Consider the following 24390-nt stretch of genomic DNA (forward strand, 5'->3'; position numbering starts at 1 on the left):
CTCCCGGCGGGCTTGTCAATGCCTGGTTGCCGGCAATTGCGACCGGCCGGGCGAGGCGTGCCGCCCATGGCGCGGCCGCAAGGGGTACCATGTAAGCAATGACAAAGAAAAACACCCCAGATTCCGATCGGCCCAGTCGCCGCAAGTCCACCAGCCCGGGCGAGTCCACCACCGCCGAAAAACAGAAGTTGCCGGGCTGGATGCCGGACTTCCTGGTCCGCGCCGCCGCCGGTGCGTCGACCAAGTCCGCCAACAAACGCGCTGCCGACAAGGCCGCCAACGCCTCGCCAGAGCTGCCGGTAGCGCCCGCGCTGCCCACGCCGCCGGCACCACGCGCACCGCATCCGCGCAAGAGCGGTCCGCCGGCGCCGCCGCCGGAACGCTTCCAGCAGGCGCCGACCGAAGCGCCCGCCCCGGCGGCGGAGTTCAAGGACCCGCATGCCGACCGCGAGGCACTGCGCTACGCCGAGCCGATCGCCAGCCGCGAGGCCATCCTGCAGTTGCTCGACGCCTGCGATGGCCCGCAGACCGTCGAGGAAATCGCCGAACAACTCAATCTCAGCGACCGCATCGACGCGCTGAGCAAGCGCCTTGCAGCGATGGTGCGCGAAGCGCAGCTGGTGCAGAACCGTCGCGGCGGCTACGCGCCGGTGCAGCAGACCAGCCTGATTGCAGGCGTGGTGATCGCCAATCCGGAAGGCTTCGGTTTCCTCAAGCCGGACGAGGGTGGCGACGACTTGTTCCTGCCGCCTTATGAAATGCGCAAGGTCATGCACGGCGATCGTGCGCTGGCCAACGTCACCGGCATCGACCGCCGCGGCCGTCGCGAAGGTGCGATCGCCCGCGTGCTCGAACGCCGCATGTCGCGCATGCTCGGACGCTTCTTCTACGAGCATGGCGTGGCCTATGTCGACCCGGACGACAAGCGCGTGCAACGCAACGTGCAGATTGCACCTGACGGTATCGGCGAGGCGCGCGAAGGGCAGTTGGTGGTGTGCGAACTGATCGCGCCGCCGGACGCGCGGCGCCCGGCGATCGGCAAGATCATCGCGGTGCTCGGTGACAAGCTCACCCCGTCGCTGGTGGTGGAGATGGCCATCCACGGCCATGAGCTGCCGCACGAATTTCCGCAGGAAGTGCTGGACGAGGCCGCGGCAGTGCCGTTGGTGGTCGAGCCGCAGATGATCGGCGGGCGCGTGGATCTGCGGCAGATGCCGCTGGTCACCATCGACGGCGAAGACGCCAAGGATTTCGACGACGCGGTGTATTGCGAGCCCAATGTCGACGGTTTCCGTCTGGTGGTGGCGATCGCCGACGTGTCCAACTATGTGCGTCCGGGCACGCCGCTGGACGATGAAGCACAGAAGCGTGCCACCTCGGTGTATTTCCCGGGGTTCGTGGTGCCGATGCTGCCGGAGACGCTGTCCAACGGCATCTGCTCGCTGATGCCCAAGGTCGACCGCATGTGCTTCGTCTGCGACATGCAGGTGGGGCGCGACGGCGAAGTCACCGGTTCGCGTTTCTACGAAGCAGTGATGAACTCGCATGCGCGCCTGACCTATAATCAGGTCTGGAAGGCGGTGGGCGAAGACGACGCCGACACCAAGGCCTTCATCGGCCCGTTGCTGCCGCAGGTGCAGCGCCTGCACCAGCTGTACAACGTGCTGTCCAAGGCGCGCACGCAGCGTGGCGCGATCGAGTTCGAAACCTCCGAAGTGCGCTTCGTGCTCGACAACACCGGCGAAGTCACCCAGGCCGGCATGCTGGTGCGCAACGATGCGCACAAGTTGATCGAAGAATGCATGATCGCCGCCAACGTCGAGGCCGCGCGTTACCTGCTGAGCATGCATGTGCCGGCGCCGTACCGCGTGCACGAGCGGCCGCCGGAGAGCAAGTACGAAGACCTGCTGGAGTTCCTCAAGGAATTCCAGCTGAGCCTGCCGGCATGGAGCAAGGTGCGCCCCGGCGACTACACCAAGTTGCTGAAGAAGGTGCGCGCGCGCCCCGACGCGGCGCTGCTGGAATCGGTACTGCTGCGCAGCCAGAGCCTGGCGGTGTATTCGCCGGACAACAACGGTCACTTCGGTCTGGCGCTGGAGGCGTATGCGCACTTCACCTCGCCGATCCGGCGTTACCCGGACTTGCTGGTGCACCGCGCGATCAAGTACGCCCTGACCCGCGCCAGCCCGGAAAAATACATCTATACCCCGCGTCAGATGGCGGCCTTGTCGCTGCAGTGTTCCGAGCGTGGTCGGCGTGCCGACGAAGCCGAACGCGAAGTCGACGAGCGGTATCGCGCCGCGTGGATGGAAAAGCATGTCGGCGGCCAGTTCGATGGCGTGATCAGCGGTGTGACCGGGTTCGGCCTGTTCGTGGAGTTGACCCAGTCCAAGGTCAACGGCCTGGTGCATGTCACCCAGCTGCCGCAGGACTATTACCAGTTCGATCCGATTCGCAAGACGCTCAGTGGCGAGCGCCGTGGCCGCACGTTCCGTCTGGGCGATCCGGTGCGGGTGCTGGTGCTGAAAGCCAGCATGGAGGAGCGCAAGATCGACTTCCGCCTGGCCGAGGATCGCGGCGATTCGCCCGAACCGCCGCCGCCGCCGAGCGCTCAGCCGGCCAAGCGCAAGAAGAAGCAGTACTAAGCGCGTCTGCAGGACCGCGAGCCGCCGTCCGGCGGCGGCTCGCGATGCGTACGGACCGCCGGATATGAGCGGCAGGTCGTTGCGGGCAGACGCTCGCAACGCGCGCTGGATACCCACTTTCAAGGCTTGAGGCGACGATGGACGCAGCAATCGAGTACAGCGGTGGCTGCCAGTGCGGTGCCGTGCGTTTCCACGTGCGCGGCAGGCTGACGGACGCATCGATCTGCCATTGCCGCATGTGTCAAAAGGCCTTCGGTGCCTACTACGCGCCGTTGGTTTCGGTGCGCGGTGTCGAGTTCAGCTGGACACGCGGCGAGCCGAAGCGCTTCGCCTCTTCATCGATAGTGTTGCGTGGCTTCTGCGCCGAATGTGGAACGCCGCTGACCTATGAAGCGCCCGACGGCCTGGCGATTGCTGCCGGTGCGTTCGATACGCCCGAGCGACTGCCTCCGGCAATCCAGTACGGGGTGGAGCGCAAGCTGCCCTTCGTCGATGCATTGGCCGATCTGCCGGCGCGCACCACCGAGGACGATGTCGCCGCATTGGCGTTTCTGACCGATGTGGTGTCAAGGCAGCACCCGGATCACGATACCGCGCAGTGGCCAGTGTGAGTCCGCGCCCGCAGGCGTGAGTGCCTACCGCAGGGGCGCGCGACAGCGGGGTGCGTGCAGGTGCCGGCACCATCACAACGGTGCGAGCGCCATCTTCGATCCTCGCAATCGGCCGTACAGCGTGCTGAAGTTCTGGCCGTGGCCCAGGAGCACCGCGATCTCCTTGCCGCTAGCGCCGTCTGCGCTCCGGCCGTGACGTGGCAGGCCGCAGGCCCTACCATTCCCCTTTATCTCTTCGTATCCGGCGCAATGAGCAGCAAGCAGAATCAGTGGATCGTCGGCGTCAACGCCGTCGCCTCGTCCGTCGAGAACGACGCCGACAACGTGCGCGAGGTCTTGATCGAGGCCGGCAGCAAGAATCCGCGCCTGATCGAAATCGAAGAGCAGGCCCGCCGCAAAGGCATCGACGTGCGCCGGGTCAACACCCAGGCACTCGATGGCGTCGGTGGGCAGGTGCGCCACCAGGGCGTGGTCGCCCGCTATGCCGCAGCGCGGCTGTGGGCCGAAAACGAGCTCGAAGCGCTGGTGACCGCCGCCGAGGGACGTGCCTTGCTGCTGATCCTCGATGGCGTGCAGGACCCGCACAATCTCGGTGCATGCCTGCGCAGCGCGGCCGCGGCCGGTGTCACTGCAGTGGTCATTCCCAAGGACAAGTCGGCCACGGTCAACGCGACCGTGCGCAAGACCTCGGCCGGTGCGGCCGACCGTATTCCGGTGGTCGCGGTGACCAATCTGGCGCGTTGCCTGCGCGATCTGCAGAAGCAGGGCGTGTGGCTATATGGCCTGGCCGGTGAAGCCGAGGCATCGCTGTACAGCGTGGACCTGCGCGGTAACGTCGGGCTGGTGCTCGGCGGCGAGGCCGACGGCCTGCGTCGTCTCACCCGCGAGCACTGCGATGGTCTGGTCAAGATCCCGATGCCGGGCGATATCGAAAGCCTCAACGTGTCGGTGGCCGCCGGCGTGACCCTGTTCGAAGCGGTACGCCAGCGCCTGGGCGCCTGAGGCGGCGACCGAAACGACTGCGCTCACCGCCAGGTGGGCGCGGGCGCGGCCGATGCCCTGACTCGGCACGCACCACCCGTGCACTGCGCTTGCTGCGCGTCGTCCGCACCCAGCTGGCGGCTGTTCGCTCTGTGTTGCCAACCACTCTGCATCGCACGTGCGTGCCAATGGCGAGCGCAGGTCGATCGGCATGGCGAGATCGCGCGTGCGGCGCGGTTCGATCCGCGCACCCACGCAGTGGCCGAACTGCGCAAACAACGACGCCGGTGTGCTTGCCGCTGCAGTGCCGGGCGCGCAGGTGGCCCGCCGCGCATGACGTTGATCAAGGCGTACGACGATTGACCGGCGCGTGTGCCCGTTTTTGCCTACCATATCGCCAGCGAACGGCGTGTTATGTCTGATGAGAGATGGGGCGGGGGCCTGGTCGACGGGCGAGAACGGATGCGATGCCAAGGCGTCGGCACGGGGAGACAAGCGGCCGCAGCGCTGGCTCGGTGCCGTCGTCTGCATGTTGCTGGCACTGTGCTCGCTCGCGGCACTGGCTGCACCGGCCGGCACGGCGCCACTGCGCGACTACGCGATCGACAGCTGGAGCTCGCGTAACGGCCTGCCGCACAACTCCTTGCGCGATATCGCCCAGACCCGCGATGGCTACCTGTGGTTCGCCACCTGGGAAGGCCTGGTGCGTTACAACGGCCTGGAATTCGGCATCATCGACCGCAGCACGCGTCCCGGCCTGCCCGACAACGGCGTCGGCGCCTTGTACGTCGACCACGACGGGGCGCTGTGGCTCAGCGATGCGCGCGGCAATCTGGTGCGTCACGGCAGCGACGGGCAGTGGCGGCACTGGCAGCGGCAGGGACAGTGGCCGCAGGCGCTGATCCATGCAATGACCATGGATGCGCGCGGTCGCATGTGGTTGCTGTTCGAGGGCCACGGGCTGGGCTGCCTGTGGCCGGATGGGCGCTTCGAGTATTTTCCGCCGCGCGATGGCGTGCCGCTGCAGAGCAGCTTTCCGCGCATGGCGTTCGACGACCAGGGCCGGCTGCTGATCGGCACGCTGGACGGCCTGATCTACCGCGAACCGGACGGGCGCATGCATCGCGCCCCGGCCGCGTTCGGCCTGCCACCCGGGCTGGCGTGGCCATACCGCGCGCCGGACGGCACGCTGTGGGTCGTCGCCGGCGAGCAGCTGTATCGGCTGCGGGGCGAGACTGCCGAGCTGGTACGGCGGGTGCCCGGGCAGGGCCATTTCACCGCGATGCTGCAGGACCACCATGGCGACCTGTGGCTGGGCAGCGAAAATCAGGGGCTGCTGCGCATCGGCAGTCATGGAGTGGAGCATCTGCCGGCTGGTCGCAGCCTGCCGACCGGGCGCATCGTCAGCCTGCGCGAGGATGCCGAAGGCAGCATCTGGGTCGGCGCCAACGGCGGGCTGTTTCGGCTGCGCGAAACCCTGTTCAGCAGTTACAGCCAACGCGATGGGCTGAGCGGCGACTACGCCCGCGCGGTGCTGGAAGACCGCGACGGCAGCCTGTGGATCGCCAGCACCGCCGGCCTGGATCGCATGCTGCCGGACGGGCGCATCGTGCCGGTGGCGGTGACCACGCCATCCGGGCGCAAGCTCTCGGTGCTCAGCCTGGCGCTGGATCGGCACGGCGATCTGTGGGTGGGCACGTATGCCGATGGCGTCTTCGTGCTGCACGACGGACGCCTGCTGCGGCATTACGGCGACGCCGAGGGCATTCCCAGCGGGCATATCCGCGCCATCGTGATCGACGAATCCGGCGTGGTGTGGCTGGCCACGCAGCGCGGCGTGGTGAAGCTGGTGAACGGCAAGCGGGTGCCCCTGGCGGTCGACGGCCTGCCCGATGGGGTGGTGACCGCGCTGGCCAGCATCGATGGTGCGCTGTGGATCGGCTCGGTCGACGGCGCGGCGGTACTGCGCGAGGGAAAATTGCAGCAATTGAATCTGGAAGCGCTGGGCGGCGCGCGGAGCGTGTTCGGTTTTCAGCGCATCGGTGACGTTGTCTGGATCTCGACCGATCGCGGCCTGTACCGGGTGCGCAACGGCAGGCTCGCACGCGTGGGGCTGGAGCAGGGCATGCCGGTCGATACGGTGTTCCAGCTGGTCGGCGACCGTCTCGGCAACGCCTGGATCAGCAGCAATCGCGGCGTGCTGCGCACGCAACTCACCCTGCTCGACGCGGTTGCGGATGGACGCGGCCGGCTGGTCATCGAACGCTATGGCGAGATCGACGGCATGGGCAACGCGCAGGCCAACGGCAGCTCTGGGCCGAGCATGATCGCGCGTGCCGACGGCTCGATCTGGGTGGTCACCGCCGGCGGCGTGAGCACGGTCGACCCGGCGCGCCTGCAGCGCTTTCGCGAGCGGCGCGCGCCGCCGGCGGTGATCGAAAGCGTGCAGCAGGACGCACGTCCGCTGACATGGCGGCAGCAGGCGCGCCTGCCGGGCGGGCATCGCCTGAACGTGTCCTACGTCGGCATGAGCTTCCTGCTGCCGGAGCGGATCGAGTACCGCACGCGGCTGGAGGGCCTGGACAGCGACTGGACCGAGCGTGGCCGGCAACGCAGCGTGGAATTCATCGGCCTGCCGCCGGGGCGCTACCGTCTGCATGTGGCGGCCCGTCACCCGGGCGGTGCCTGGAGTCCGCACGAGGCGGTGTGGGCGTTCGAGGTGCTGCCGCTGTGGTGGCAGCGCCAGGACGTGCGTCTTGCCGCGGTACTGGGTGCGATTTTATTGCTGGCGCTGGTGTATCGGTTCCTGCTACGCCGCTATAAGAGCCACAACGCACGCCTGGCCGAACTGGTGCGCAAACGCACCGAAGATCTGCAACTGCAGGCGCAGCGTTTGCTGCAGGCCAACCAGGAAAAGAGTGAGCTGCTGACACGGCTGCGCATCAAGTCGGATGTGTTCGAGCGCCAGGCGCACGAGGACGCCCTGACCGGGCTGCCTAACCGCAGGCATTTCGACGAGGCGCTGGCGCGCGACATCAGCCGCGCACGCCGCAGCGGGCGGCCGTTGGTGCTGGCGATTCTGGATATCGATCATTTCAAGCGCATCAACGACCACTATTCGCACGCCAGTGGCGATGCGGTATTGCATGAAGTCGGTGTGCTGCTGACCGCCGCCGCGCGCGCGTCGGACCTGCCGGCGCGCCTGGGCGGCGAAGAGTTCGCCCTGCTGCTGGCCGACACGACGCTGGAGGATGCACAGGCGCTGTGCCAGCGCATCCGCGCGCTGTTCCACGCGCGCCACGGCTGGGGCGGCGTGGAAGGCCTGCAGGTGACCTTCAGTGCCGGCGTGGCCCAGTTGCGCGACGACGACACCGGCTCATCGCTGATGCAGCGCGCCGATCAGGCGCTGTACCAGGCCAAGAGCGCGGGGCGCGATCGCATCTGTGTGGGTTAGGTGCTGGGATTGGGGATTGGGGATTGGGGATTGGCAAGGGCAGTGTGTTGATCTGCTTTAGAACCCACCGACTGGCTGTGCCATTGCGTGCGGCGCATCGTGGCTCAGCAGAAGGGACGCGTCAGGCAGCGTGCCTTTGCGAATCCCCAATCCCCAATGCCCAATCCCCAATCCCCGCTCAAACAGGCCCCGGCCAGGCATTGGCGATCGTGCAGAACAGCCGCGCGGTCTGCTCGGTGTCGTAGACCGCGCTATGCGCATCGGCGGCATTCCATTCCAGGCCTGCGGCCTGTGCCGCGCGCGCCAGCACGGTCTGCCCGTACGCCACGCCGGCCAGGGTCACGGTGTCGAACACGCTGAACGGATGGAACGGGTTGCGTTTGTGGCCCACGCGCGCAACTGCGGCGTTGAGGAAGTTCAGGTCGAAATGCGCGTTATGGCCGACCAGGATCGCGCGCTGGCAGCCGTACTTCTTCACTGCCGCACGCACCGGCGCGAACACATGGTCCAGCGCGTCCTTTTCCTGCTTGGCGAAGCGGAACGGGTGGTCGAGCACGATGCCGGTGATCTCCAGCGACTTCGGGTCGATCTCCAGTCCTGGCGCGGGCACCAGATGGGCACTGGCGGTGTCGCCGGGGAAGAACCGCCCGTCGGCATCCATTTCGATCGGCACGCAGGCAATTTCCAGCAGGGCGTGCTTGTTCCAGTCGAAACCTCCCGTTTCCACATCCACCACCACGGGCAGATAGCCGCGGAAGCGCCGCGACATGGGCAGGAAGGAGGGGGCAGGCTGCAGGTCGACCGGTTCGTTCATCGACATAGCCTAGCAGGTCGTACGGCCGGCCCGATCGTGGCAGCTGGCGGCCTGCCCACGTGTACTGAGCGGCGATCCGGCAAACAAAAGCCCGACCCGTGTTGCCACGGATCGGGCCCGGAAGCTGTGCTACACCGCTGGCGTCAGCGGGCGGCGACCACGCTTGCGATCAGCCCGGTGGCCACCGCAATCAGTACGTAGTTGTTGTCCACGCGGCGCCACTCGTGCCCGCGCTGCGGCGTGTTCAAGTGATGCTTGCGGTAGTCGCTCACCCGCGTGCCGCGATGGTCCGGTGCCAGACGTTCGCCACGCCGATACGGCGGGCCGCGACGATCGTTGCGGTGGTCGTCGTTGTGTGCGCTGGGGCGGTGGTCACGCTTGTCATCGTGCCTGTCGTCGCGATGATCGTCGCGGCGGTCCGGGCCATGCGCGTCGTGCTGCTGCGCGCTGCGGTCGCGGTCGTCATGCTGTTGCGGCGCGGCGAACGCTGCGCCGGACGTCAACAGCGACACAACCATGAGGGATCCGATGATGCGTTTCATCTGCCTACTCCTGCGTCACAGGAACAGCCTGTGCGAGCTCACCGTAGGCATTTGGAGCTGAATACGTAATGAAATAAGGCGTTGCGGGCTGTGCCGGCAAATGCCGCCGGCACACGTTGACGATCAGATGACGCCGGTGGTGCTGGTGTCGTCGCGCTTCAGGCGCGGCGGCAGCGGCTGTTCGCCGTGGACGAGGAACCACACGTTCTCGGCGATGTTGGTGGCGTGGTCGCCGATGCGCTCCAGGTTCTTGGCCATGAACAGCAGGTGCGTACACGGAGTGATGTTGCGCGGGTCTTCCATCATGTAGGTCAGCAACTCGCGGAACAGCGCGGTGTATTGCGCATCCAGGCGTGCATCTTCGTCGCGCACGCGGATGGCCGCATCGGCATCCTTGTTGCGGTACGCCTGCACCGCTTCGCGCACGGCATCGGCGGCCATCTGGCCGAGCGCACGCAGGCCCACCGTCTGCGGCAGCGGCGGTGCGGAATTAAGCGCGATCGAGCGCTTGGCGACATTGGCCGCGTAATCGCCGATGCGTTCGATATCGGCCGGAATGCGCAGGCCGGCCAGGATCTCGCGCAGGTCACGCGCCATCGGCCCACGCAACGCCAGCCGCATCACGTCGTGGCTGATCGCGTGCTCCAGCGCATCGATCGCCTCGTCGTTGACCACGATGCGATGCGCGGCGTTGTCGTCGCGACGCTCCACCACATCCAGTGCGGCTTCCAGCTGCGCCACCGCCGTGTCGCCCATGCGCACGATCTCGGCGACAAGACGGTGCTGCTCCTCGTCGTAGCTTTTGACGATATGGTCGTTGAGGTGCTGGTTCATCGTGATCTCGATTCGTGGCGGTGGTGGATGTCCGCCGTAACCCTGGCGACATCGCGGGTGATGCAAATGTCGTGCCGGGCAGTGCGGCGGAGCTGCGTCAATGCGGCGTTGCGATGGCCCGCCTTACATCAACCGAAACGGCCGGTGATGTAGTCCTCGGTCTGCTGCTTGGATGGCTGGGAGAAAATCGTTTCGGTGCGGTCATGCTCGATCAGGTCGCCCAGGTACATGAAGGCTGTGTAGTCGGAGACACGCGCCGCCTGCTGCATGTTGTGGGTCACGATCACGATGGTGTATTCGCGTTTGAGCTCTTCCACCAGTTGCTCGATACGGCTGGTGGAAATCGGATCCAGCGCCGAGGTCGGTTCGTCCAGCAGCAACACGTCCGGGCGGAGCGCCACCGCGCGTGCGATGCACAGCCGCTGCTGCTGGCCGCCGGACAGGCCCAGCGCGCTTTGCCCCAGCTTGTCCTTGACCTCGTCCCACAGCGCGCCCTGGCGCAGCGCCTGCTCGACCCGGTTCTGCATGTCGGCCTTGGACAGTTTTTCGTGGTGGCGGATGCCGTAGGCGACGTTTTCGAAGATCGTCATCGGAAACGGCACCGGCTTCTGGAACACCATGCCGACCTTGCTGCGCAGCCGGTTCATCGGGTACTTCGGCGACAGGATGTTTTCGTTGTCCAGCAGCACTTCGCCGCGCGCTTCCATCTTAGGATACAGCGCATAGATGCGGTTGAAGATACGCAGCAGGGTGGACTTGCCGCAGCCCGACGGCCCGATCAGCGCGGTGACGCGCTTTTCCGGAATCTCGATGTTGATGCCCTTGAGCGCGTGGTACTTGTCGTAATAGAAGTCCAGATTGCGTGCGGCCACTTTCACCGGCGCCTGCGCGGCCGGTGCTCCCTTGGCGGCCGGAACGGCGATGCGATGCATCGGCATGGCGTTTTGGAGATCGTTCATGTCGGGTGTCCGGAGGGAGAGGTCAGTCATTGGAAATCTTGTTGCGCAATAGCAGGGCGCGCGCGCCCAGGCTCACCAGCAGCACGAACACGGTCAGCACCAGCGCGCCGGACCAGGCCAGGGTCTGCCAGGTCTCATAGGGGCTGCCGGCGAACTGATTCATGATCACCGGCACGCTGGCCATCGGCTGGAACACGTTGCTGTTCCAGTACTGATTGCCGAAGGCGGTGAACAGCAACGGCGCGGTCTCGCCGCTGATGCGGGCCAGGGCCAGCAGGATGCCGGTGAGGATGCCGGCCGAGGCGGCGCGATACAGCACCTGCACGGTGACCTTCCACTGCGGGATGCCCAGCGACAACGCCGCTTCGCGCATCTGCGCCGGCACCAGGCGCAGCATTTCGTCGGTGGTGCGCACCACCACCGGCAGCACGATGAAGGCCAGCGACAGCGCGCCGGCAAACGCGGAGAAGCGCCCGCCGGTCTGCATCACGTACAGCGTGTAGACGAACAACCCCAGCACGATCGACGGTGCCGACAACAAGATGTCGTTGACGAAGCGCACCACCAACCCGGCCTTGCGTGCATTGCCGTATTCGGCCAGCCAGGTGCCGGCGGCAATGCCCAGTGGCGTGCCGATCGCCAGCGCCAGGCCGCACATCACCGCACTGCCGAAGAAGGCATTGAGCAGGCCGCCTTCCTGCATCGGCGGCGGTGTCATCTTGGTAAACAGGTTGACGTCGATGCCCGGCACGCCCTTGGACAACAAGGTCCACAGGATCCAGGCCAGGAAGAACAGGCCGAACACCGCGGTGACGCAGGACAGCAACAGTGCGATCGCGTTGGTCACGCGGCGGCGGTTGTACAACGATTGCGAGACCGAGGACATCAGTTGCCCTCCCGACGCGACAGCTGCATCAGCATGAAGCGCGCAATCGCCAGCACGATAAAGGTCACGATGAACAAGACAAAGCCCAGCAGCAGCAATGCCGAGCGATAGGTTTCGGTGGCCTCGCCGAAGTCATTGGCGATCAGTGCGGCGATGGTGGTGCCGGGCTCCAGCAGCGACGGCGACAGCCGCACCGTGTTGCCGACCACGAACGCCACTGCCATGGTTTCGCCCAGCGCACGGCCCAGGCCCAGGAACACGCCGCCGATCACCGCAGAGCGGGTATAGGGCAGCACGATGTCCCAGCTGACTTCCCACTTGGTCGACCCCAGCGCATACGCCGATTCCTTCAGGCGCGTCGGCACGGTCAGGAACACCTCGCGCATCACCGAGGAGATGAACGGAATCACCATGATCGCCAGCACGAAGCCTGCGGTCAGCAACCCGATTCCCAACGGCGGGCCCTGGAACAACGGGCCGATCAAGGGCAGCGTGCCCAGGTGATCGTTGAGCCAGGGCGTCACGTGTTCGGTCATCACCGGCACCAGCACAAACAGGCCCCACATGCCGTAGATGATCGACGGGATGCCGGCCAGCAGTTCGATGGCGGTGCCGACCGGGCCGCGCAGCCAGCGCGGCGCCACCTCGGTGAGGAAGAACGCGATACCGAAACTCACCGGCACCGCAATCACCATCGCAATCAATGCGGTGACCAGGGTGCCGTAGATCGGCGCCAGCGCGCCGTATTTGTTTTCCACCGGATTCCAGTCGGCGGAATAGAAAAAGCTCAGGCCCTGCATCTGCAAGGCATGGCGCCCGCCCCACAGCATCGACAGCGCGGCGCTGCCGAGCGCCAACAGGACGAAGACGACCGTGGCGGCCAGCGCAAGCTTGAACAGGCGATCGGCACGTGCATCGCGCAGGTCGCGGCCGCGCGGGGCGGTCATCGCTTCGGGAATGGCGGTGGCATTCATTCGATTGGACTCGTCACCCGCGCACTGGCGGGAGCGTGAGACAGCAGGAACGGCGAGGCGCCCGCAGGCACCTCACCGCAGCGCAACCCGCCATCACAGCGGGTGCAGGGCATCACTTGAACTCGCTGGCCCAGTAGGCCTGGATTTGCTTGACCAGTTCCGGCGGCAGCGGCACGTAATGCAGTTCGCTGGCCTGGGCCTGGCCGTTGTCCAGCGCCCACTTGAAGAAGTCCAGCGTCGCCTTGCTGCGCGCCGCATCCTTGGGCTGCTTGTGCATCAGCATGAAGTTGGTCGCGGTGATCGGCCAGGCCTTCTCGCCCGGTGCGTTGGTGATCACCAGGTTGAAATCCTTGGCGTTGGCCCAGTCGGCGCTGGCGGCAGCGGCGGCGAAGCTTTCTGCATTCGGCTCCACCCACTGGCCGGCCGCATTCTGCAGCGAGGCGTAGGGCATCTTGTTCTGCAGGGCGTAGGCCAGTTCGACATAACCGATCGAACCCTTGATCTGCTGCACGTACGAGGCCACGCCTTCATTGCCCTTGCCGCCGACGCCACCTGGCCACTGCACCGAGGTGCCTTCGCCGACCTTGCTCTTCCACTCCGGGCTGACCTTGGACAGGTAGTTGGAGAAGTTGAAGGTGGTGCCCGAACCATCGGAGCGATGCACCAGGTTGATCTTGGTCGCCGGCAGCGTCACGCCCGGATTGGCCGCGACGATCGCCGCGTCGTTCCACATCGTGACCTTGCCCAGGAAGATGTCGCCCAGCAGCGCGCCGGTCAGGCGCAGCTTGCCCGGTGCGATGCCTTCCAGGTTCACCACCGGCACCACGCCGCCGATCGCCGACGGGAACTGGCCCAGGCCGGCCTGCTGCAGTTCGGCGCTGTCCAGCGGCTTGTCGGTCGAACCGAAGTCCACCGTGCCGGCCTTGATCTGCGCAATACCGCCGCCGGAGCCGATCGACTGGTAGTTCACCTTGTTGCCGGTGGCGGCGTTGTAGTCGGCCGACCACTTGGAGACCAGCGGATAGATGAAGGAGGCACCGGCGCCGGAGATCTCGGCACTCTTGCTGTCGCCAGCGGTGGCACCTGCGGCGGTGGCACCCTTGGCGGTGTCGCCGGACTGCGCATCCTTGCCGGGCGAGCAAGCGGCCAGGGCGAGGGCGATGGTGAGGGACAGGGCGGTCAGGCTGGCCGACTGCAGTTTCATGGAAGCTCCGAGGCTGGGTTGGCCGGGGGACCCGGCAGACCACGCTATGAAATGATGTTTTTGTTACACGTGCATGACAGTGCCTTTTGGAGAAGGCATCACAAAAAAGACGCGACCCCGTGGGGGCCGCGTCCCGGTGCCGACGCCGGGGAGAGAGACGGCGTCGTTCCTGTCGCTGTGGCTGGCGTTACTTGGGCAGGTTCTTGGCCCAGTAGCCTTCGATCTGGGTCACCAGGCTGTCCGGCAGCGGCACGTAGTCCAACTGCTTTGCCTGCGCATCGCCCTTGCTGTAGACCCAGCGGAAGAACTCCAGCGTGTTCTTGAGGCCGGCCGCGTTCTTGGGCTTCTTCTGCACCAGGATGAAGTTGGTGGCGGTGATCGGCCAGGCGTTGTCGCCGGAGGCGTTGGTCATCACCAGGTAGAAGTCCTTGCTGTTGCCCCAGTCGGCGCTGTTGGCGGCGGCGGCAAAGGTCTCGTCGGACGGCTGCACGAACTTGCCGGCGGCGTTCTTCATCGCGGTGTAGGCCATCTTGTTCTGCAGCGCATACGACAGCTCGACGTAGCCGATGCCGCCCTTGATCTGCTTCACGTACGCGGCCACTCCCTCGTTGCCCTTGCCGCCGATGCCGGTCGGCCATTGCACCGCGGTGCCTTCGCCGACCTTGCCCTTCCAGTCCGGGTTGACCTTGGACAGGTAGTTGGTGAAGTTGAAGCTGGTGCCCGAACCGTCGGAGCGATGCACCACGGTGATCTTGCCGTCGGGCAGCTTGACGCCCGGGTTGAGCGCGGCGATCGCCGGGTCGTTCCAGGTGCTGACCTTGCCCAGGAAGATGTCGCCCAGGGTCTTGCCGTCCAGCTTCAGCGCGCCTGCCGCCACGCCGGGCACGTTGACCACCGGCACCACACCGCCGATCACCGACGGGAATTGCGCCAGGCCGGCCGCGGCCAGTTCTTCTGGCTTGAGCGGCGCATCGGACGAGCCGAAATCCACGCTGGCTGCCTTGATCTGGGCGATGCCGCCGCCCGAACCGATCGATTGGTAGTTGACCTGCTTCTTGGTGGCCGCGTTGTAGTCGGCCGACCACTTGGACATCACCGGGTAGATGAACGACGCACCGGCGCCGGTGACATCGGCGGCCTGGGCGCACAAGGCCAGCGAGGCGGTGAGCACGCCGACGGCCAGACGGGTCTTCAGAGAGTGGATCACGGAACAGCTCCTGTAGCGAAGGGATGAGGACGTCCCGCGGTCGTGCCATTGCAGGGCAGGGGCATGACTGCGCGATGTCCGGGAGATGACATGCAGATGACGGCGTTGCGGCGGGGCGCGTTGCCGGGTCGGATCAGGGTGATTGCCGCCGTGGCACGCTCACGGGAGCGCAGCACGGCGGCCGATCCAGCGCGCACTTACCAATAGAACTGCGCACGTGCCTCGATGATCGACGGGTTGTCGTCGACCAGGCCACGCGTGGCGCTGTTGTAGCGGGTGCTTTCCACCTTCGCGTAGTCGAGTGCGAACTTGAAGTTGGAGCGCCAGTACCAGTTGGCACCGATCGTCCACACATCCATCTTGCCGCCCAGCACGCCGTCCACGAACGGCGTGGTGCCGTTGGAGACCAAGTGGCCGTCGTTGAGGTCCAGGGTGTCGTAGCGCACCGCCAGCTGCCACATCCCCGAGGCCGGCGCGTTCGGCAGCGGGGTGGTCGGCACGCCGGCCTTGTAGCCCCAGGTCTCGCCGGTGATGTTCCAGACGCCGCTGACGTACCAGCCGTCACTCTTGTAATCGTTGGCGTTGTTGCCGATGCGCTTGGCGTTTTCCTGGAAGAACTCGCTCTGCAGCTTGAACGGGCCGGTGATCCACATCGCCTCGGCGCCGGCCACACCCACGCGGTCCACGTTGGTGATGGCGCCGCTGTCGATCAGGCGCACGGTGGTCAGGTCGGCGTCGGGGCGTGCGCGCAGGCGCAGGGTGTCGTCGTCGGTGTCGTAACCCAGGTAGCTCAGGCCGAAGTGCAGCACGTTGCCGCTCTCGTTGATCGGCGCCCAGGTGCCGCGCGCGCCGTAGCCGCTGCCGTGTGCCTGGTTGCGGGTCAGTTCGCGGCCGAACGCACTGGCGGTGATGCTCCAGTCGTTGTCGCCCATGCCGTAGGCCACGCCCAGCCGGCGCGAGATGCCGTAGGTGTTGGTCACTGCGGCCTTGGAGACGAAGTCGTTGTTCTTGGTGCTGGACAGCTCTTCCAGGCTGTTGGGTTGCTTGAACTGGCCGACCTGCAGATAGTTGTTGGCGTTGCCGGCGAACTTGTACTTGATGTTGTTGTCGAGGAAACGCCCGGTGCTGCGGATGGTGGTGCCGCGGATGGTGACTTCCTTCAGCACGCTCGGGTCGTAACCGGCCACCCATTCGAAATTGCCCGGGCCCTTGCCCTTGAGCACCAGCTCGGCACGGCGGATGCTGAATTCGGAATTGTCGCCATTGGCACCGATCGGGCCATTGAGGTCCTGCACATCGTTGTGGAACCAGTTGCCGTCGGCCTGGACCAGGCCTTCGAGCGACATCTCCGAGCCGCCGATCACGTCGATGGCGATTTCGGCGTGCGCGGCGGGTGCGGCCAGCGCCAGCAGCAGGGCGGAGCCAAGCAGGGTGGGAGAAAGTTTCATATGTGCCTTGCGACCTGAGAAAGTGAGCGCAGGCTATGGCGTGAAAGTTGCGTTAATGTGACAACTTCAGATCGCGTTGAAATCTGGTTTTTGTCAACAAAGACAAAGATTTACGCGCGTTTGTTTTTTGTCATCGTGTGTCATGAGTCTGAACGGACCGCGTCGTATGACAGATGTGACAGTGGCACGGTTCACCGTTTCAGCGAGCTCAAGCTTATTGCGACCTGAACCAACCAGGTGGAACTGTGGCGTATCAAGCGCTTTGTGCGTCGCACCACTTGCACAGGCGCGTTCTAAATTGTTAGTTTCGAGGCCATGTTTCCTCGATTCCTCCAGTTGCTGTTGGTCTGCCTGCTCGCGCTTACTGCGTGGTCGGCGGCCGATGCGCACAGCCGCATCCACGATGCGCTTGTGGGCGACGGCGTGGCGGTAATGGCGGACGCTGGCGAAGAACGTGATGCAGCCGATGATCTGCAGGGCGACGGGGACGCACAGACCCAGGTCGATACCCATTCTGCAGACGATATCCCCTTGCTCTCCCAGGCATGGCCGGTGGTTGCACGTTATTTCCCCTCTTGGTACGCGCATTACGCGCCGGCAACTCAAAAACGCGACCTGATCCCGCAACTGCGTCCTCCCAACGCAGTGCGCGCCTGATCCTCCGTTAGTCGCGTCAACCGGTGCAGCGCACCGGATTCCTTTGACTTGTTCGTCTTTGCACTTCGCGGTTCGCGCCGCGGAGAGCCATCCGTTGCCTAGAGGTATCTCCCATGGAAAGTTTGCTAGAAGGTTTTCGTCATTTCCGTAAGGAAGTGTATCCGCGCCAGAGTGCGCGCTTTCAGGAACTGGCCGGTGGCCAGAGTCCGCATACGTTGTTCATCACCTGCGCCGATTCGCGTGTCATGCCGGAGCTGATCTTCTCCGCACAGCCGGGCGAACTGTTCGTCTATCGCAATATCGGCAATGTGGTGCCGCCTTACTCCCAGCACGTCAGCGGCGTGGTTGCGGCGATCGAATACGCCATCGCCGTACTGGGCGTGCGGCACATCGTGATCTGCGGTCATACCGACTGCGGTGCAATGAAGGCGGTGCTCAAGCCGGAATCGCTGGAAGACGTGCCGTCCGTGGCGGCCTGGCTCAAGCACACCGATGCAGCGCGTCACGTCACTGCCCATCACGGACACGATCCGCACAGCCAGGAAGCGCTGAGCTGCATGACCGAAGAGAACGTGGTCTCGCAGCTGGACCATCTGCGTACGCAGCCGGTGGTCGCCGCGCGTCTGGCGGCCGGTACCTTGCGCATCCATGGCTGGATCTATGACATCGCCCATGGCGAGATCCGCGCCTTCGATGCCGAGAAGGGTGGCTTCCGTCCGTTGTTGGCGGACAACACCCCCGAAGCCACCCCACGTCCGCGACTGCAGCAAGTCGTGCGCGCTGAACTCGCCTGACGGAGCACATCATGAACACATCAGGTATCGGCGGATATTTCCGCCAGGGACTGTTCGGACGTGATTTGTTGTCGTCTGTCGTGGTCTTCCTCGTCGCGCTCCCGTTGTGTATGGGCATTGCGATCGCTTCCGGCATGCCGCCGGCCGCAGGTCTGATCACCGGCATCATCGGTGGGCTGGTCGTCGGCTTCCTGGCGGGCTCTCCTCTGCAGGTGAGCGGACCGGCCGCCGGCCTGGCTGTGTTGGTGTTCGAGCTGGTTCGCGAGCATGGCGTTGCCGCCCTGGGTCCGGTGATCCTGCTGGCCGGTGCGATTCAGTTGATTGCCGGCCTGTGCCGCGCAGGCGTGTGGTTCCGGATGACGTCGCCGGCCGTGGTGGCCGGCATGTTGTCGGGCATCGGCATCCTGATCGTGGCCTCGCAGGCACATGTGCTGATGGACGCCGCTCCCAAAGCGCGCGGTCTGGAAAACTTCGCTGCTTTGCCGGCCGTGGTTTGGCAGGCGATCACCGAAGGAACCGGCCGCACCGCGTTGTTCGTGGGTCTGGCCACCATCGGCATCATCCTGGCATGGGACAAGCTGCGTCCGCAGCGTCTGCGCTTTTTGCCGGGTGCGTTGATCGCGGTGGTGGTGGTCACGGCGACGGTGCAGTTGCAGGGCCTGAACGTCAACAAGGTCGACGTGCCGACCAATCTGTTCTCGGCGATCAGCATCCCCAGCGTCGCGGACATCTTCGGCGTGTTCAATGCGACGTTGCTGGTGTCGGCGGTGACCTTTGCCTTCATCGCCAGCGCAGAGACCTTGCTGTCGGCGGCGGCGGTGGATCGCATGCATCAGGGTGTGCGTACGCAGTACGACCGCGAGCTGGCGGCGCAGGGTGTGGGCAATATGCTGTGCGGCTTCCTGGGCGCATTGCCGATGACCGGCGTGATCGTGCGTAGCGCAGCCAATGTGCAGGCAGGTGCGGCCACGCGCATGTCCACGGTGCTGCATGGCGGCTGGTTGCTGGTGTTCGCGATGCTGCTGCCGTGGCTGTTGCGGATGACGCCGGTGGCGTGTCTGGCCGGCATCCTGGTCTACACGGGCGTGAAGATGATCAAGATCGGGCAGGTCAAGGAGCTGGCGACCTATGGCCGTGGCACCGCGGCGATCTACCTGGCGACCACCTTCGCGATCGTGGCGACCGACCTGCTGACCGGCGTGCTGATCGGCTTCGGCCTGTCGTTGTTCCGTCTGGCCCTGCATTCTTCGCGCCTGAAGGTGGACGTGCGTGAGCACGAGCACAAGAAGGACGAGATGCATCTGACCCTGCAGGGTTCGGCGACGTTCCTGAAGGTGCCGGCGATGGCGCGTACGCTGGAAAGCGTGCCGCCGAACACCGCACTGCACCTGGACGTGGCCAAGCTGCATCACGTCGACCACGCCTGCATCGAGTTGCTGCGCGACTGGAGCCGGAACGCGGCCTCGCGCGGCTGCGAGCTGGTGGTGGACTGGAAAGAGCTGGATCGACGCGTGGAAGGCCAGCCGACGGTGGAAAGCGCGCTGCTCGAACAGCGCGTGGAGCAAGCCAAGGCGGCGTAGACCTGCTGCAGACGCCCGGCGCTCGCGCCGGGTGACATCTATCGTGACCGGGTGATGCATGGCGCCGCAAGACGCATCATCCCGGTCGCGATTTTTTTTTGGGCGGGGATTGGGGATTGGGGAGTCGGGATTTGGGATTCGTAAAAGCGCACGCTGGCCTTGCCGGCGTGATTGCTTGGCCGTCGGTTTGCGGATTGGTTGGTTGTTGAGACGCGCGTTAGCCTTTTGCTGTTATCGGCCTTTCGGCGGGTGCGGGGGTCTTGTCGCGGTAGCGGCATAGGTCGTGGATCACGCAGCCTGGGCAATCGGGTTTGCGTGCCTTGCAGACGTAGCGGCCGTGCAGGATGAGCCAGTGGTGTGCGTCATGCAGGAATTCGGCAGGAATGACCTTGACCAGTTTGTCCTCGACCGCGCGCACGTCCTTGCCCGGCGCAAGACCGGTGCGGTTGGCGACGCGGAAGATATGCGTGTCCACCGCCATGGTGGGCTCGCCGAACGCGGTGTTGAGCACGACGTTGGCGGTCTTGCGGCCGACGCCGGGTAAGGCCTCCAGCGCAGCGCGATCGTGCGGCACCTCGCCGCCGTATTGCTCCAACAGGATCCTGCAGGTGGCGATGACGTTCTTGGCCTTGGCGTTGAACAGGCCAATCGTGGCGATGTAGCGCTTCAGGCCTTCTTCGCCCAGATCGAGAATGTCGCGCGGAGTATTGGCCACCGGATACAGCTTGCGGGTGGCCTTGTTGACGCCGACATCGGTGGCTTGTGCCGACAGCAGCACCGCGATCAGCAACTCGAACGGCGTGGTGTATTCCAGTTCGGTGGTCGGGTGCGGATTGAGCTCGCGCAGGCGCGCGAACATCTCCTGTATTTCGGGCTTGCGCATGTTGCTGCCGCGCCGTGCCGGCGCGGTGACGTGGATTGCGTTCATGGCTGTGCTCCACCAGCGGCCTTGGCCTTGGCGCGCGCCAGGATGGCCGCAGCCAGCGGCGGTAATGCGGCGGCCGCCGGTTGGCTGGGCGCCGCTGCCGGCGTCCGGCGTGCATCGCGTTCGGCAGCGCGACGTTGCAGGCGCGCGGCGCGTGCACGGTAGCGGTCGCGTGCTGCCCAGGCATCGCGTAGCCGTTGTTGTGCGGCCAGCAGCACCGCGCTCAGTTGCGGGTAGGCCGGATCGAGCAGGTCGTCGCGTGGATCGGGCCGGTACTCCATCAGGCCCAGTGCCAACGCACGATCGAGATCGTCGGCGTGGACGCAGTCGAGCAGCTGCTGGGCCAGTGGACGTGGTGCCGATGTGGGGTCGAACGTCATGGCAGGCCGATCAGCGGTTGAGAAAGTGTGCGGGGCGTTTTTCGAGAAAGGCGCCGGTGCCTTCGCGCATGTCGTCGCTGGCGAACAACAGTGCAAATTGCGCGGTTTCCAGCTGCAGGCCTTCTTCGATGGCGCATTCGCCACCGAACACCACCGCATCCAGGATGCCGCGCAGCGCGAGCGGTGCGGCGGCGGCCAGGCGTTGTGCCAGGGCGAGGGTTTCGTCCTGCAATGCCTCCGGCTCGACTACGCGATTGACCAGACCCAACTGGAACGCGCGCGCAGCATCGATCGGCAGGCCGAGCAGGCACAGTTCCAGCGCTGCCGCTCGCCCGGTCAGACGCAACAGCCGTTGCGTGCCGCCGAAGCCGGGGATCAGGCCAAGATTGATTTCCGGCTGCCCAAGACGCGCGCTGGATGCGGCGATGCGCAGATGGCAGGCCATCGCCAGCTCCAGCCCGCCGCCGAGTGCAAAGCCATTGACCATGGCGATCACCGGCTTGGGCATGCGCTCGATCCGGCGCATCAGCTGCTGGCCGAGCAGCGAGAACTCGCGGCCCTGCATCGCCGACAGATCGCGCATCTCGGCGATGTCCGCGCCGGCGACAAACGCCTTGGGGCCGGCACCGGTCAGTATCACCACGCGGATGTCGTCCGCGCTCGCTGCCTCGGCGAAGGCGTGATCCAGCGCCTGCAGCGTTTCCTGGTTCAAGGCGTTCAGTTTGTCCGGTCGATTGACCGTGATCGTCCGTACACTGGCGTGGTCGGCGATCAGAATGACGTGATTGGACATGGAAATCCTTACGAACGTAAAAAATTAGTAAATGCGGAACTTCCGAAAGCCTTGCTGGTCATAGCTTTCGTGATAAGTAGCGGTTCGCTATCGCGGCCGCTATCCTAGCGCGTCATCTCAGGCGGCAGACCCGTCCTGTGCCACCACCCTGGAGAATTGTTTGATGAAGTTGCGTTCTATCGCGGTCGCTGTGGCGGCCCTGGCCCTGACGGGCAATGCACTGGCCCAGGACACGACGTCCGAGAAGGGCAAGTTGAGCTACTACTTCGGCTATGACTACGGCAACAACCTTGCCGAGCTCACCGGCCGCGGCGAGCAGCTCGACATCAACTCGGTGGTAAAGGGTCTGCAGGACGCCTATGCCAAGAAGCAGCCGGCGATCACCGCCGACCAGCTGAAGCCGGCTGTCGAAGCGTTCCAGAAGCGTGAGCAAGGCCGTGCCCAGCAGGCCAAGGCCGAATACGACAAGGCCGCTGCTGCCAACAAGACCAAGAGCGACCAGTTCCTGGCCAAGAACAAGGGCACCGCTGGCGTGCAGACGCTGCCGAGCGGCGTGCAGTACCGCGTGATCGAAGCCGGCAAGGGCGCCAAGCCGACCCAGGCCAGCACCGTGCAGCTGGAAGTGGCCGGTCCGTTCCCGTTCGGCGACCGCGAGAAGGCCCGTCCGGCGCAGCAGATCCCGGCCATCAAGGTCAGCGAAGTCGAAATGCAGGCCATGCGCGACACGCTGCTGCAGATGCCGGCCGGCTCGAAGTGGGAAGTGACCCTGCCGCCGGAGAAGGCCTACGGTGCCGACCCGCGTACCCCGTTCCCGCCGAACGTGGCCGTGCAGTTCGAGATCAAGCTGGTCAGCGTCAAGTAATTGCGTTTGCTGTTGCTGTGACAACGCCGGCCACCAGGCCGGCGTTGTCGTTTGGGTCCACCGGATGCGCGACAGGATGGACGGACGGCGTGAGGATGCGGTGCGGTGGGAGCCAGCGATGAGCGACACGGATTCGAACCGCAGTGGCCTGCCCAGCCCGTGTATCGGTGTATGTTCGTTGAACGCGCAGGCGCACTGTGTCGGCTGCCTGCGCAGCCTGGATGAAATTGCACGCTGGATGAGCATGAGCGACGGCGAACGTCAGGAGTATCTGCACACGGTTCTGCCCGCGCGCGCGTTGGCCGCGCGGCTGCCCGAATGCGCGCAGCTGCAGCGTGCGCTGTATGCGCTGGACACCGCGCCCGACGGGCCGGGCTGGAATCATGCCGAATTGATCGACCTGACCGAAGGCGGCGCGTCTGCCGAGGCCGCAGTGCTGTGCGGTCTGGTGCCGCGCGCGCAGGGCACCATGGTGCTGCTGACCCGGCGCACCGACAGCCTGCGTCACCATGCCGGACAGGTCAGTTTTCCCGGTGGCCGGGTCGAGCCGTCGGATGCGGATGCGGCCGCTGCGGCCTTGCGCGAGAGCTGCGAGGAAATCGCGCTCGGCGCCGGCCAGGTGCATGCGCTGGGATATCTGGATCCGTTTCTGACCGTGAGCGGGTTTCGCGTCATCCCGGTGGTGGCGGTGATCGACCCGGCGTTTGTGGCGGTGCCGCAGCCGGATGAAGTGGCCGAGGTGTTCGAGGTGCCGTTGGCCTATCTGATGGACCCGGACAATCTGCGCAGCGTGGAGCTGGAGTTTCGCGGCAGGCCACGCCGCGTGCTGGAATACGACTGGCCGGGCCACCGCATCTGGGGCGCCACCGCGGCCATTCTCCTCAATCTTCGTCGTCGTCTGGAGCAGGTTGCATGAGTGCGGAACCCCACTGGACCACGCTGGTCGACAGCGCCACGCTGGCCGCGGCGTTGCCGCATCCGCAGTTGCGACTGCTGGACGCGCGCGCTGCGCCACCGACTGCGCCGGACCCGGATGCAGCGCGCAAGGCCTATGCACAGGGGCATCTGCCAGGCGCGTACTACGCCGATCTCGACGAGGATCTGGCCGATCTGTCGCAGCCTGCGCAAGGGCGGCATCCGCTCCCGCAAAGCGCGGCATTCGCCAGGCGGCTGGGCGAGTGGGGGATCGACCCGGACAGCCAGGTGGTGATCTACGATGCCGCCGACGGCAGCATGGCCGCGGCGCGGGCATGGTGGATGCTGCGGTTGCTGGGGCATCGACGCGTGGCGGTGCTCGATGGCGGGCTGGCCGCCTGGCGCGCGGCGGGGTTGCCGGAAAGCACCGAGCCGCCTGCACTGCACGATGGCGCGGCGTACCCGAGCAGCTTCGATGGCGGTGCCGTGGTCGAGGCCGGGCAGATCCTGGCGCGGCTGGATCAGGCGCCGGGCTGGTTGCTGGATGCGCGCGCCGCCGAGCGGTTTCGCGGCGAGTTGGAGCCGGTCGATCCGGTGGCGGGGCATGTGCCCGGTGCGGTGAGTCGTCCGTTGGGAGTGAGCCTGCGCGATGGGCGTTTCAAGCCGGCCGAGGAACTGCGCAGCGAGTTGTCAGCGCTGCTGGGCGCGTATCGCCCCGAGCAGGCAGTGGTGATGTGCGGCTCGGGCGTGACCGCCTGCCATCTGCTGCTGGCGCTGGAAGTGGCCGGCTTGTCGGGCGCGCGCGTTTACGCCGGCTCCTGGAGCGGTTGGTTGCAGGATGCGACACGCCCGGTCGCGACCGGCCCCTGATTGCAGGCACAATGGCGGCAGGAACGGTGACCTGTGGGGACGCAGGTTCGCTGCG

22 protein-coding genes and 1 other RNA gene are annotated in these 24390 nt (G+C 65.7%); 11 read left to right on the forward strand and 12 right to left on the reverse strand.

The features are described from left to right. Positions 1 to 98 precede the first annotated feature (98 nt). The 5 genes from rnr to ABQ039_RS07570 all read left to right on the forward strand — a co-directional run bounded on the left by rnr (position 99) and on the right by ABQ039_RS07570 (position 7691). Positions 99 to 2645: a ribonuclease R gene (gene rnr, locus ABQ039_RS07550; RefSeq protein ID WP_349777914.1), complete on the forward strand. Its 2547-nt coding sequence runs from the start codon at positions 99 to 101 to the stop codon at positions 2643 to 2645. Positions 2646 to 2782: 137 nt separating this feature from the next. After that, a complete protein-coding gene (locus ABQ039_RS07555) occupies positions 2783 to 3256 on the forward strand; it encodes a GFA family protein (protein ID WP_349777913.1) in 474 nt (157 codons plus the stop codon). Between the two features lie 249 nt (positions 3257 to 3505). After that, positions 3506 to 4258, forward strand: coding sequence for a 23S rRNA (guanosine(2251)-2'-O)-methyltransferase RlmB (gene rlmB, locus ABQ039_RS07560; protein ID WP_024940443.1), 753 nt, complete (start codon positions 3506 to 3508; stop codon positions 4256 to 4258). Between the two features lie 67 nt (positions 4259 to 4325). After that, a non-coding RNA gene (locus ABQ039_RS07565) (sX9 sRNA) lies at positions 4326 to 4401 on the forward strand. Positions 4402 to 4658: 257 nt separating this feature from the next. Next, positions 4659 to 7691 carry a diguanylate cyclase domain-containing protein gene (locus ABQ039_RS07570; RefSeq protein WP_349777912.1) on the forward strand — a complete coding sequence of 1011 codons (3033 nt, stop codon included), beginning with the start codon at positions 4659 to 4661 and terminating at the stop codon, positions 7689 to 7691. Between the two features lie 178 nt (positions 7692 to 7869). On the opposite strand, the gene rnt is transcribed toward ABQ039_RS07570, so the two are convergent. From rnt to ABQ039_RS07615, 9 genes are all read right to left on the reverse strand, one after another. Further along, entirely contained in the window at positions 7870 to 8511 is a 642-nt protein-coding gene (gene rnt, locus ABQ039_RS07575; protein WP_184551631.1) for a ribonuclease T, read from the reverse strand. Between the two features lie 137 nt (positions 8512 to 8648). After that, a complete protein-coding gene (locus ABQ039_RS07580) occupies positions 8649 to 9047 on the reverse strand; it encodes an RcnB family protein (protein WP_349777911.1) in 399 nt (132 codons plus the stop codon). Positions 9048 to 9170: 123 nt separating this feature from the next. After that, complete coding sequence (gene phoU / locus ABQ039_RS07585) at positions 9171 to 9881, reverse strand: phosphate signaling complex protein PhoU (protein ID WP_005994733.1); 711 nt, start codon at positions 9879 to 9881, stop codon at positions 9171 to 9173. 128 nt (positions 9882 to 10009) lie between these two features. After that, positions 10010 to 10840 (reverse strand): phosphate ABC transporter ATP-binding protein PstB, encoded by an 831-nt coding sequence (gene pstB, locus ABQ039_RS07590; RefSeq protein WP_016902480.1) that lies wholly within the window; start codon positions 10838 to 10840, stop codon positions 10010 to 10012. A 22-nt stretch (positions 10841 to 10862) separates the two neighbouring features. After that, complete coding sequence (gene pstA, locus ABQ039_RS07595; protein ID WP_039511726.1) at positions 10863 to 11726, reverse strand: phosphate ABC transporter permease PstA; 864 nt, start codon at positions 11724 to 11726, stop codon at positions 10863 to 10865. Further along, a complete protein-coding gene (gene pstC, locus ABQ039_RS07600; RefSeq protein ID WP_006450306.1) occupies positions 11726 to 12700 on the reverse strand; it encodes a phosphate ABC transporter permease subunit PstC in 975 nt (324 codons plus the stop codon). The genes pstA and pstC overlap by 1 nt, the downstream gene beginning before the upstream one ends. Positions 12701 to 12812: 112 nt before the next feature. Then, complete coding sequence (pstS, locus tag ABQ039_RS07605) at positions 12813 to 13904, reverse strand: phosphate ABC transporter substrate-binding protein PstS (protein ID WP_016902478.1); 1092 nt, start codon at positions 13902 to 13904, stop codon at positions 12813 to 12815. A 187-nt stretch (positions 13905 to 14091) separates the two neighbouring features. Continuing rightward, positions 14092 to 15111, reverse strand: coding sequence for a phosphate ABC transporter substrate-binding protein PstS (gene pstS, locus ABQ039_RS07610; protein ID WP_039520551.1), 1020 nt, complete (start codon positions 15109 to 15111; stop codon positions 14092 to 14094). Positions 15112 to 15308: 197 nt separating this feature from the next. Continuing rightward, positions 15309 to 16559, reverse strand: a complete 1251-nt coding sequence (locus tag ABQ039_RS07615) for an OprO/OprP family phosphate-selective porin (RefSeq protein ID WP_024940436.1) — start codon at positions 16557 to 16559, stop codon at positions 15309 to 15311. A 336-nt stretch (positions 16560 to 16895) separates the two neighbouring features. Between ABQ039_RS07615 and ABQ039_RS07620 the strand changes: the two genes are divergently transcribed. The 3 genes from ABQ039_RS07620 (at position 16896) to ABQ039_RS07630 (ending at position 19590) form a co-directional block, all read left to right on the forward strand. Beyond that, positions 16896 to 17216, forward strand: coding sequence for a hypothetical protein (locus ABQ039_RS07620; protein WP_016902475.1), 321 nt, complete (start codon positions 16896 to 16898; stop codon positions 17214 to 17216). 113 nt (positions 17217 to 17329) lie between these two features. Further along, positions 17330 to 18010, forward strand: coding sequence for a carbonic anhydrase (locus ABQ039_RS07625; RefSeq protein ID WP_016902474.1), 681 nt, complete (start codon positions 17330 to 17332; stop codon positions 18008 to 18010). Positions 18011 to 18021: 11 nt separating this feature from the next. Continuing rightward, positions 18022 to 19590, forward strand: a complete 1569-nt coding sequence (locus tag ABQ039_RS07630) for a SulP family inorganic anion transporter (protein ID WP_349777910.1) — start codon at positions 18022 to 18024, stop codon at positions 19588 to 19590. A 217-nt stretch (positions 19591 to 19807) separates the two neighbouring features. Here ABQ039_RS07630 and nth read toward each other — a convergent pair whose 3' ends face one another. The 3 genes from nth to ABQ039_RS07645 are packed head-to-tail and all read right to left on the reverse strand — an operon-like array spanning position 19808 to position 21688. Continuing rightward, complete coding sequence (nth, locus tag ABQ039_RS07635; RefSeq protein ID WP_065032417.1) at positions 19808 to 20518, reverse strand: endonuclease III; 711 nt, start codon at positions 20516 to 20518, stop codon at positions 19808 to 19810. Then, the gene (locus tag ABQ039_RS07640) at positions 20515 to 20895 is read right to left on the reverse strand and encodes a hypothetical protein (protein WP_349777909.1); all 381 of its coding nucleotides are present in this window, start codon (positions 20893 to 20895) and stop codon (positions 20515 to 20517) included. Before ABQ039_RS07640 ends, nth begins: the two co-directional genes overlap by 4 nt. 10 nt (positions 20896 to 20905) lie before the next feature. Beyond that, the gene (locus ABQ039_RS07645) at positions 20906 to 21688 is read right to left on the reverse strand and encodes an enoyl-CoA hydratase-related protein (protein ID WP_054592283.1); all 783 of its coding nucleotides are present in this window, start codon (positions 21686 to 21688) and stop codon (positions 20906 to 20908) included. Positions 21689 to 21851: 163 nt separating this feature from the next. Here ABQ039_RS07645 and ABQ039_RS07650 point away from each other — a divergent pair, with 163 nt between their 5' ends. The 3 genes from ABQ039_RS07650 (at position 21852) to ABQ039_RS07660 (ending at position 24335) form a co-directional block, all read left to right on the forward strand. Further along, a complete protein-coding gene (locus ABQ039_RS07650) occupies positions 21852 to 22550 on the forward strand; it encodes an FKBP-type peptidyl-prolyl cis-trans isomerase N-terminal domain-containing protein (protein WP_016902469.1) in 699 nt (232 codons plus the stop codon). Positions 22551 to 22668: 118 nt separating this feature from the next. Continuing rightward, positions 22669 to 23466: a CoA pyrophosphatase gene (locus tag ABQ039_RS07655; protein WP_349777908.1), complete on the forward strand. Its 798-nt coding sequence runs from the start codon at positions 22669 to 22671 to the stop codon at positions 23464 to 23466. Continuing rightward, positions 23463 to 24335 (forward strand): sulfurtransferase, encoded by an 873-nt coding sequence (locus ABQ039_RS07660; protein WP_349777907.1) that lies wholly within the window; start codon positions 23463 to 23465, stop codon positions 24333 to 24335. The genes ABQ039_RS07655 and ABQ039_RS07660 overlap by 4 nt, the downstream gene beginning before the upstream one ends. Positions 24336 to 24390 lie beyond the last annotated feature (55 nt).

This window comes from Xanthomonas sp. WHRI 6108 (assembly GCF_040202385.2).
Classification (GTDB): domain Bacteria; phylum Pseudomonadota; class Gammaproteobacteria; order Xanthomonadales; family Xanthomonadaceae; genus Xanthomonas; species Xanthomonas arboricola.

Bases quoted from the DNA above. Each gene is read 5' to 3' on its own strand.
- ABQ039_RS07640 (WP_349777909.1), bottom strand. From the start codon at position 20,895: ATGACGTTCGACCCCACATCGGCACCACGTCCACTGGCCCAGCAGCTG.
- ABQ039_RS07625 (WP_016902474.1), top strand. From the start codon at position 17,330: ATGGAAAGTTTGCTAGAAGGTTTTCGTCATTTCCGTAAGGAAGTGTAT.
- ABQ039_RS07650 (WP_016902469.1), top strand. From the start codon at position 21,852: ATGAAGTTGCGTTCTATCGCGGTCGCTGTGGCGGCCCTGGCCCTGACG.
- nth (WP_065032417.1), bottom strand. From the start codon at position 20,518: ATGAACGCAATCCACGTCACCGCGCCGGCACGGCGCGGCAGCAACATG.
- rnt (WP_184551631.1), bottom strand. From the start codon at position 8,511: ATGTCGATGAACGAACCGGTCGACCTGCAGCCTGCCCCCTCCTTCCTG.
- ABQ039_RS07570 (WP_349777912.1), top strand. From the start codon at position 4,659: ATGAGAGATGGGGCGGGGGCCTGGTCGACGGGCGAGAACGGATGCGAT.
- pstC (WP_006450306.1), bottom strand. From the start codon at position 12,700: ATGAATGCCACCGCCATTCCCGAAGCGATGACCGCCCCGCGCGGCCGC.
- rlmB (WP_024940443.1), top strand. From the start codon at position 3,506: ATGAGCAGCAAGCAGAATCAGTGGATCGTCGGCGTCAACGCCGTCGCC.
- ABQ039_RS07660 (WP_349777907.1), top strand. From the start codon at position 23,463: ATGAGTGCGGAACCCCACTGGACCACGCTGGTCGACAGCGCCACGCTG.
- rnr (WP_349777914.1), top strand. From the start codon at position 99: ATGACAAAGAAAAACACCCCAGATTCCGATCGGCCCAGTCGCCGCAAG.
- ABQ039_RS07615 (WP_024940436.1), bottom strand. From the start codon at position 16,559: ATGAAACTTTCTCCCACCCTGCTTGGCTCCGCCCTGCTGCTGGCGCTG.
- pstB (WP_016902480.1), bottom strand. From the start codon at position 10,840: ATGAACGATCTCCAAAACGCCATGCCGATGCATCGCATCGCCGTTCCG.
- pstA (WP_039511726.1), bottom strand. From the start codon at position 11,726: ATGTCCTCGGTCTCGCAATCGTTGTACAACCGCCGCCGCGTGACCAAC.
- ABQ039_RS07555 (WP_349777913.1), top strand. From the start codon at position 2,783: ATGGACGCAGCAATCGAGTACAGCGGTGGCTGCCAGTGCGGTGCCGTG.
- ABQ039_RS07645 (WP_054592283.1), bottom strand. From the start codon at position 21,688: ATGTCCAATCACGTCATTCTGATCGCCGACCACGCCAGTGTACGGACG.
- phoU (WP_005994733.1), bottom strand. From the start codon at position 9,881: ATGAACCAGCACCTCAACGACCATATCGTCAAAAGCTACGACGAGGAG.
- ABQ039_RS07655 (WP_349777908.1), top strand. From the start codon at position 22,669: ATGAGCGACACGGATTCGAACCGCAGTGGCCTGCCCAGCCCGTGTATC.
- ABQ039_RS07630 (WP_349777910.1), top strand. From the start codon at position 18,022: ATGAACACATCAGGTATCGGCGGATATTTCCGCCAGGGACTGTTCGGA.
- ABQ039_RS07580 (WP_349777911.1), bottom strand. From the start codon at position 9,047: ATGAAACGCATCATCGGATCCCTCATGGTTGTGTCGCTGTTGACGTCC.
- pstS (WP_016902478.1), bottom strand. From the start codon at position 13,904: ATGAAACTGCAGTCGGCCAGCCTGACCGCCCTGTCCCTCACCATCGCC.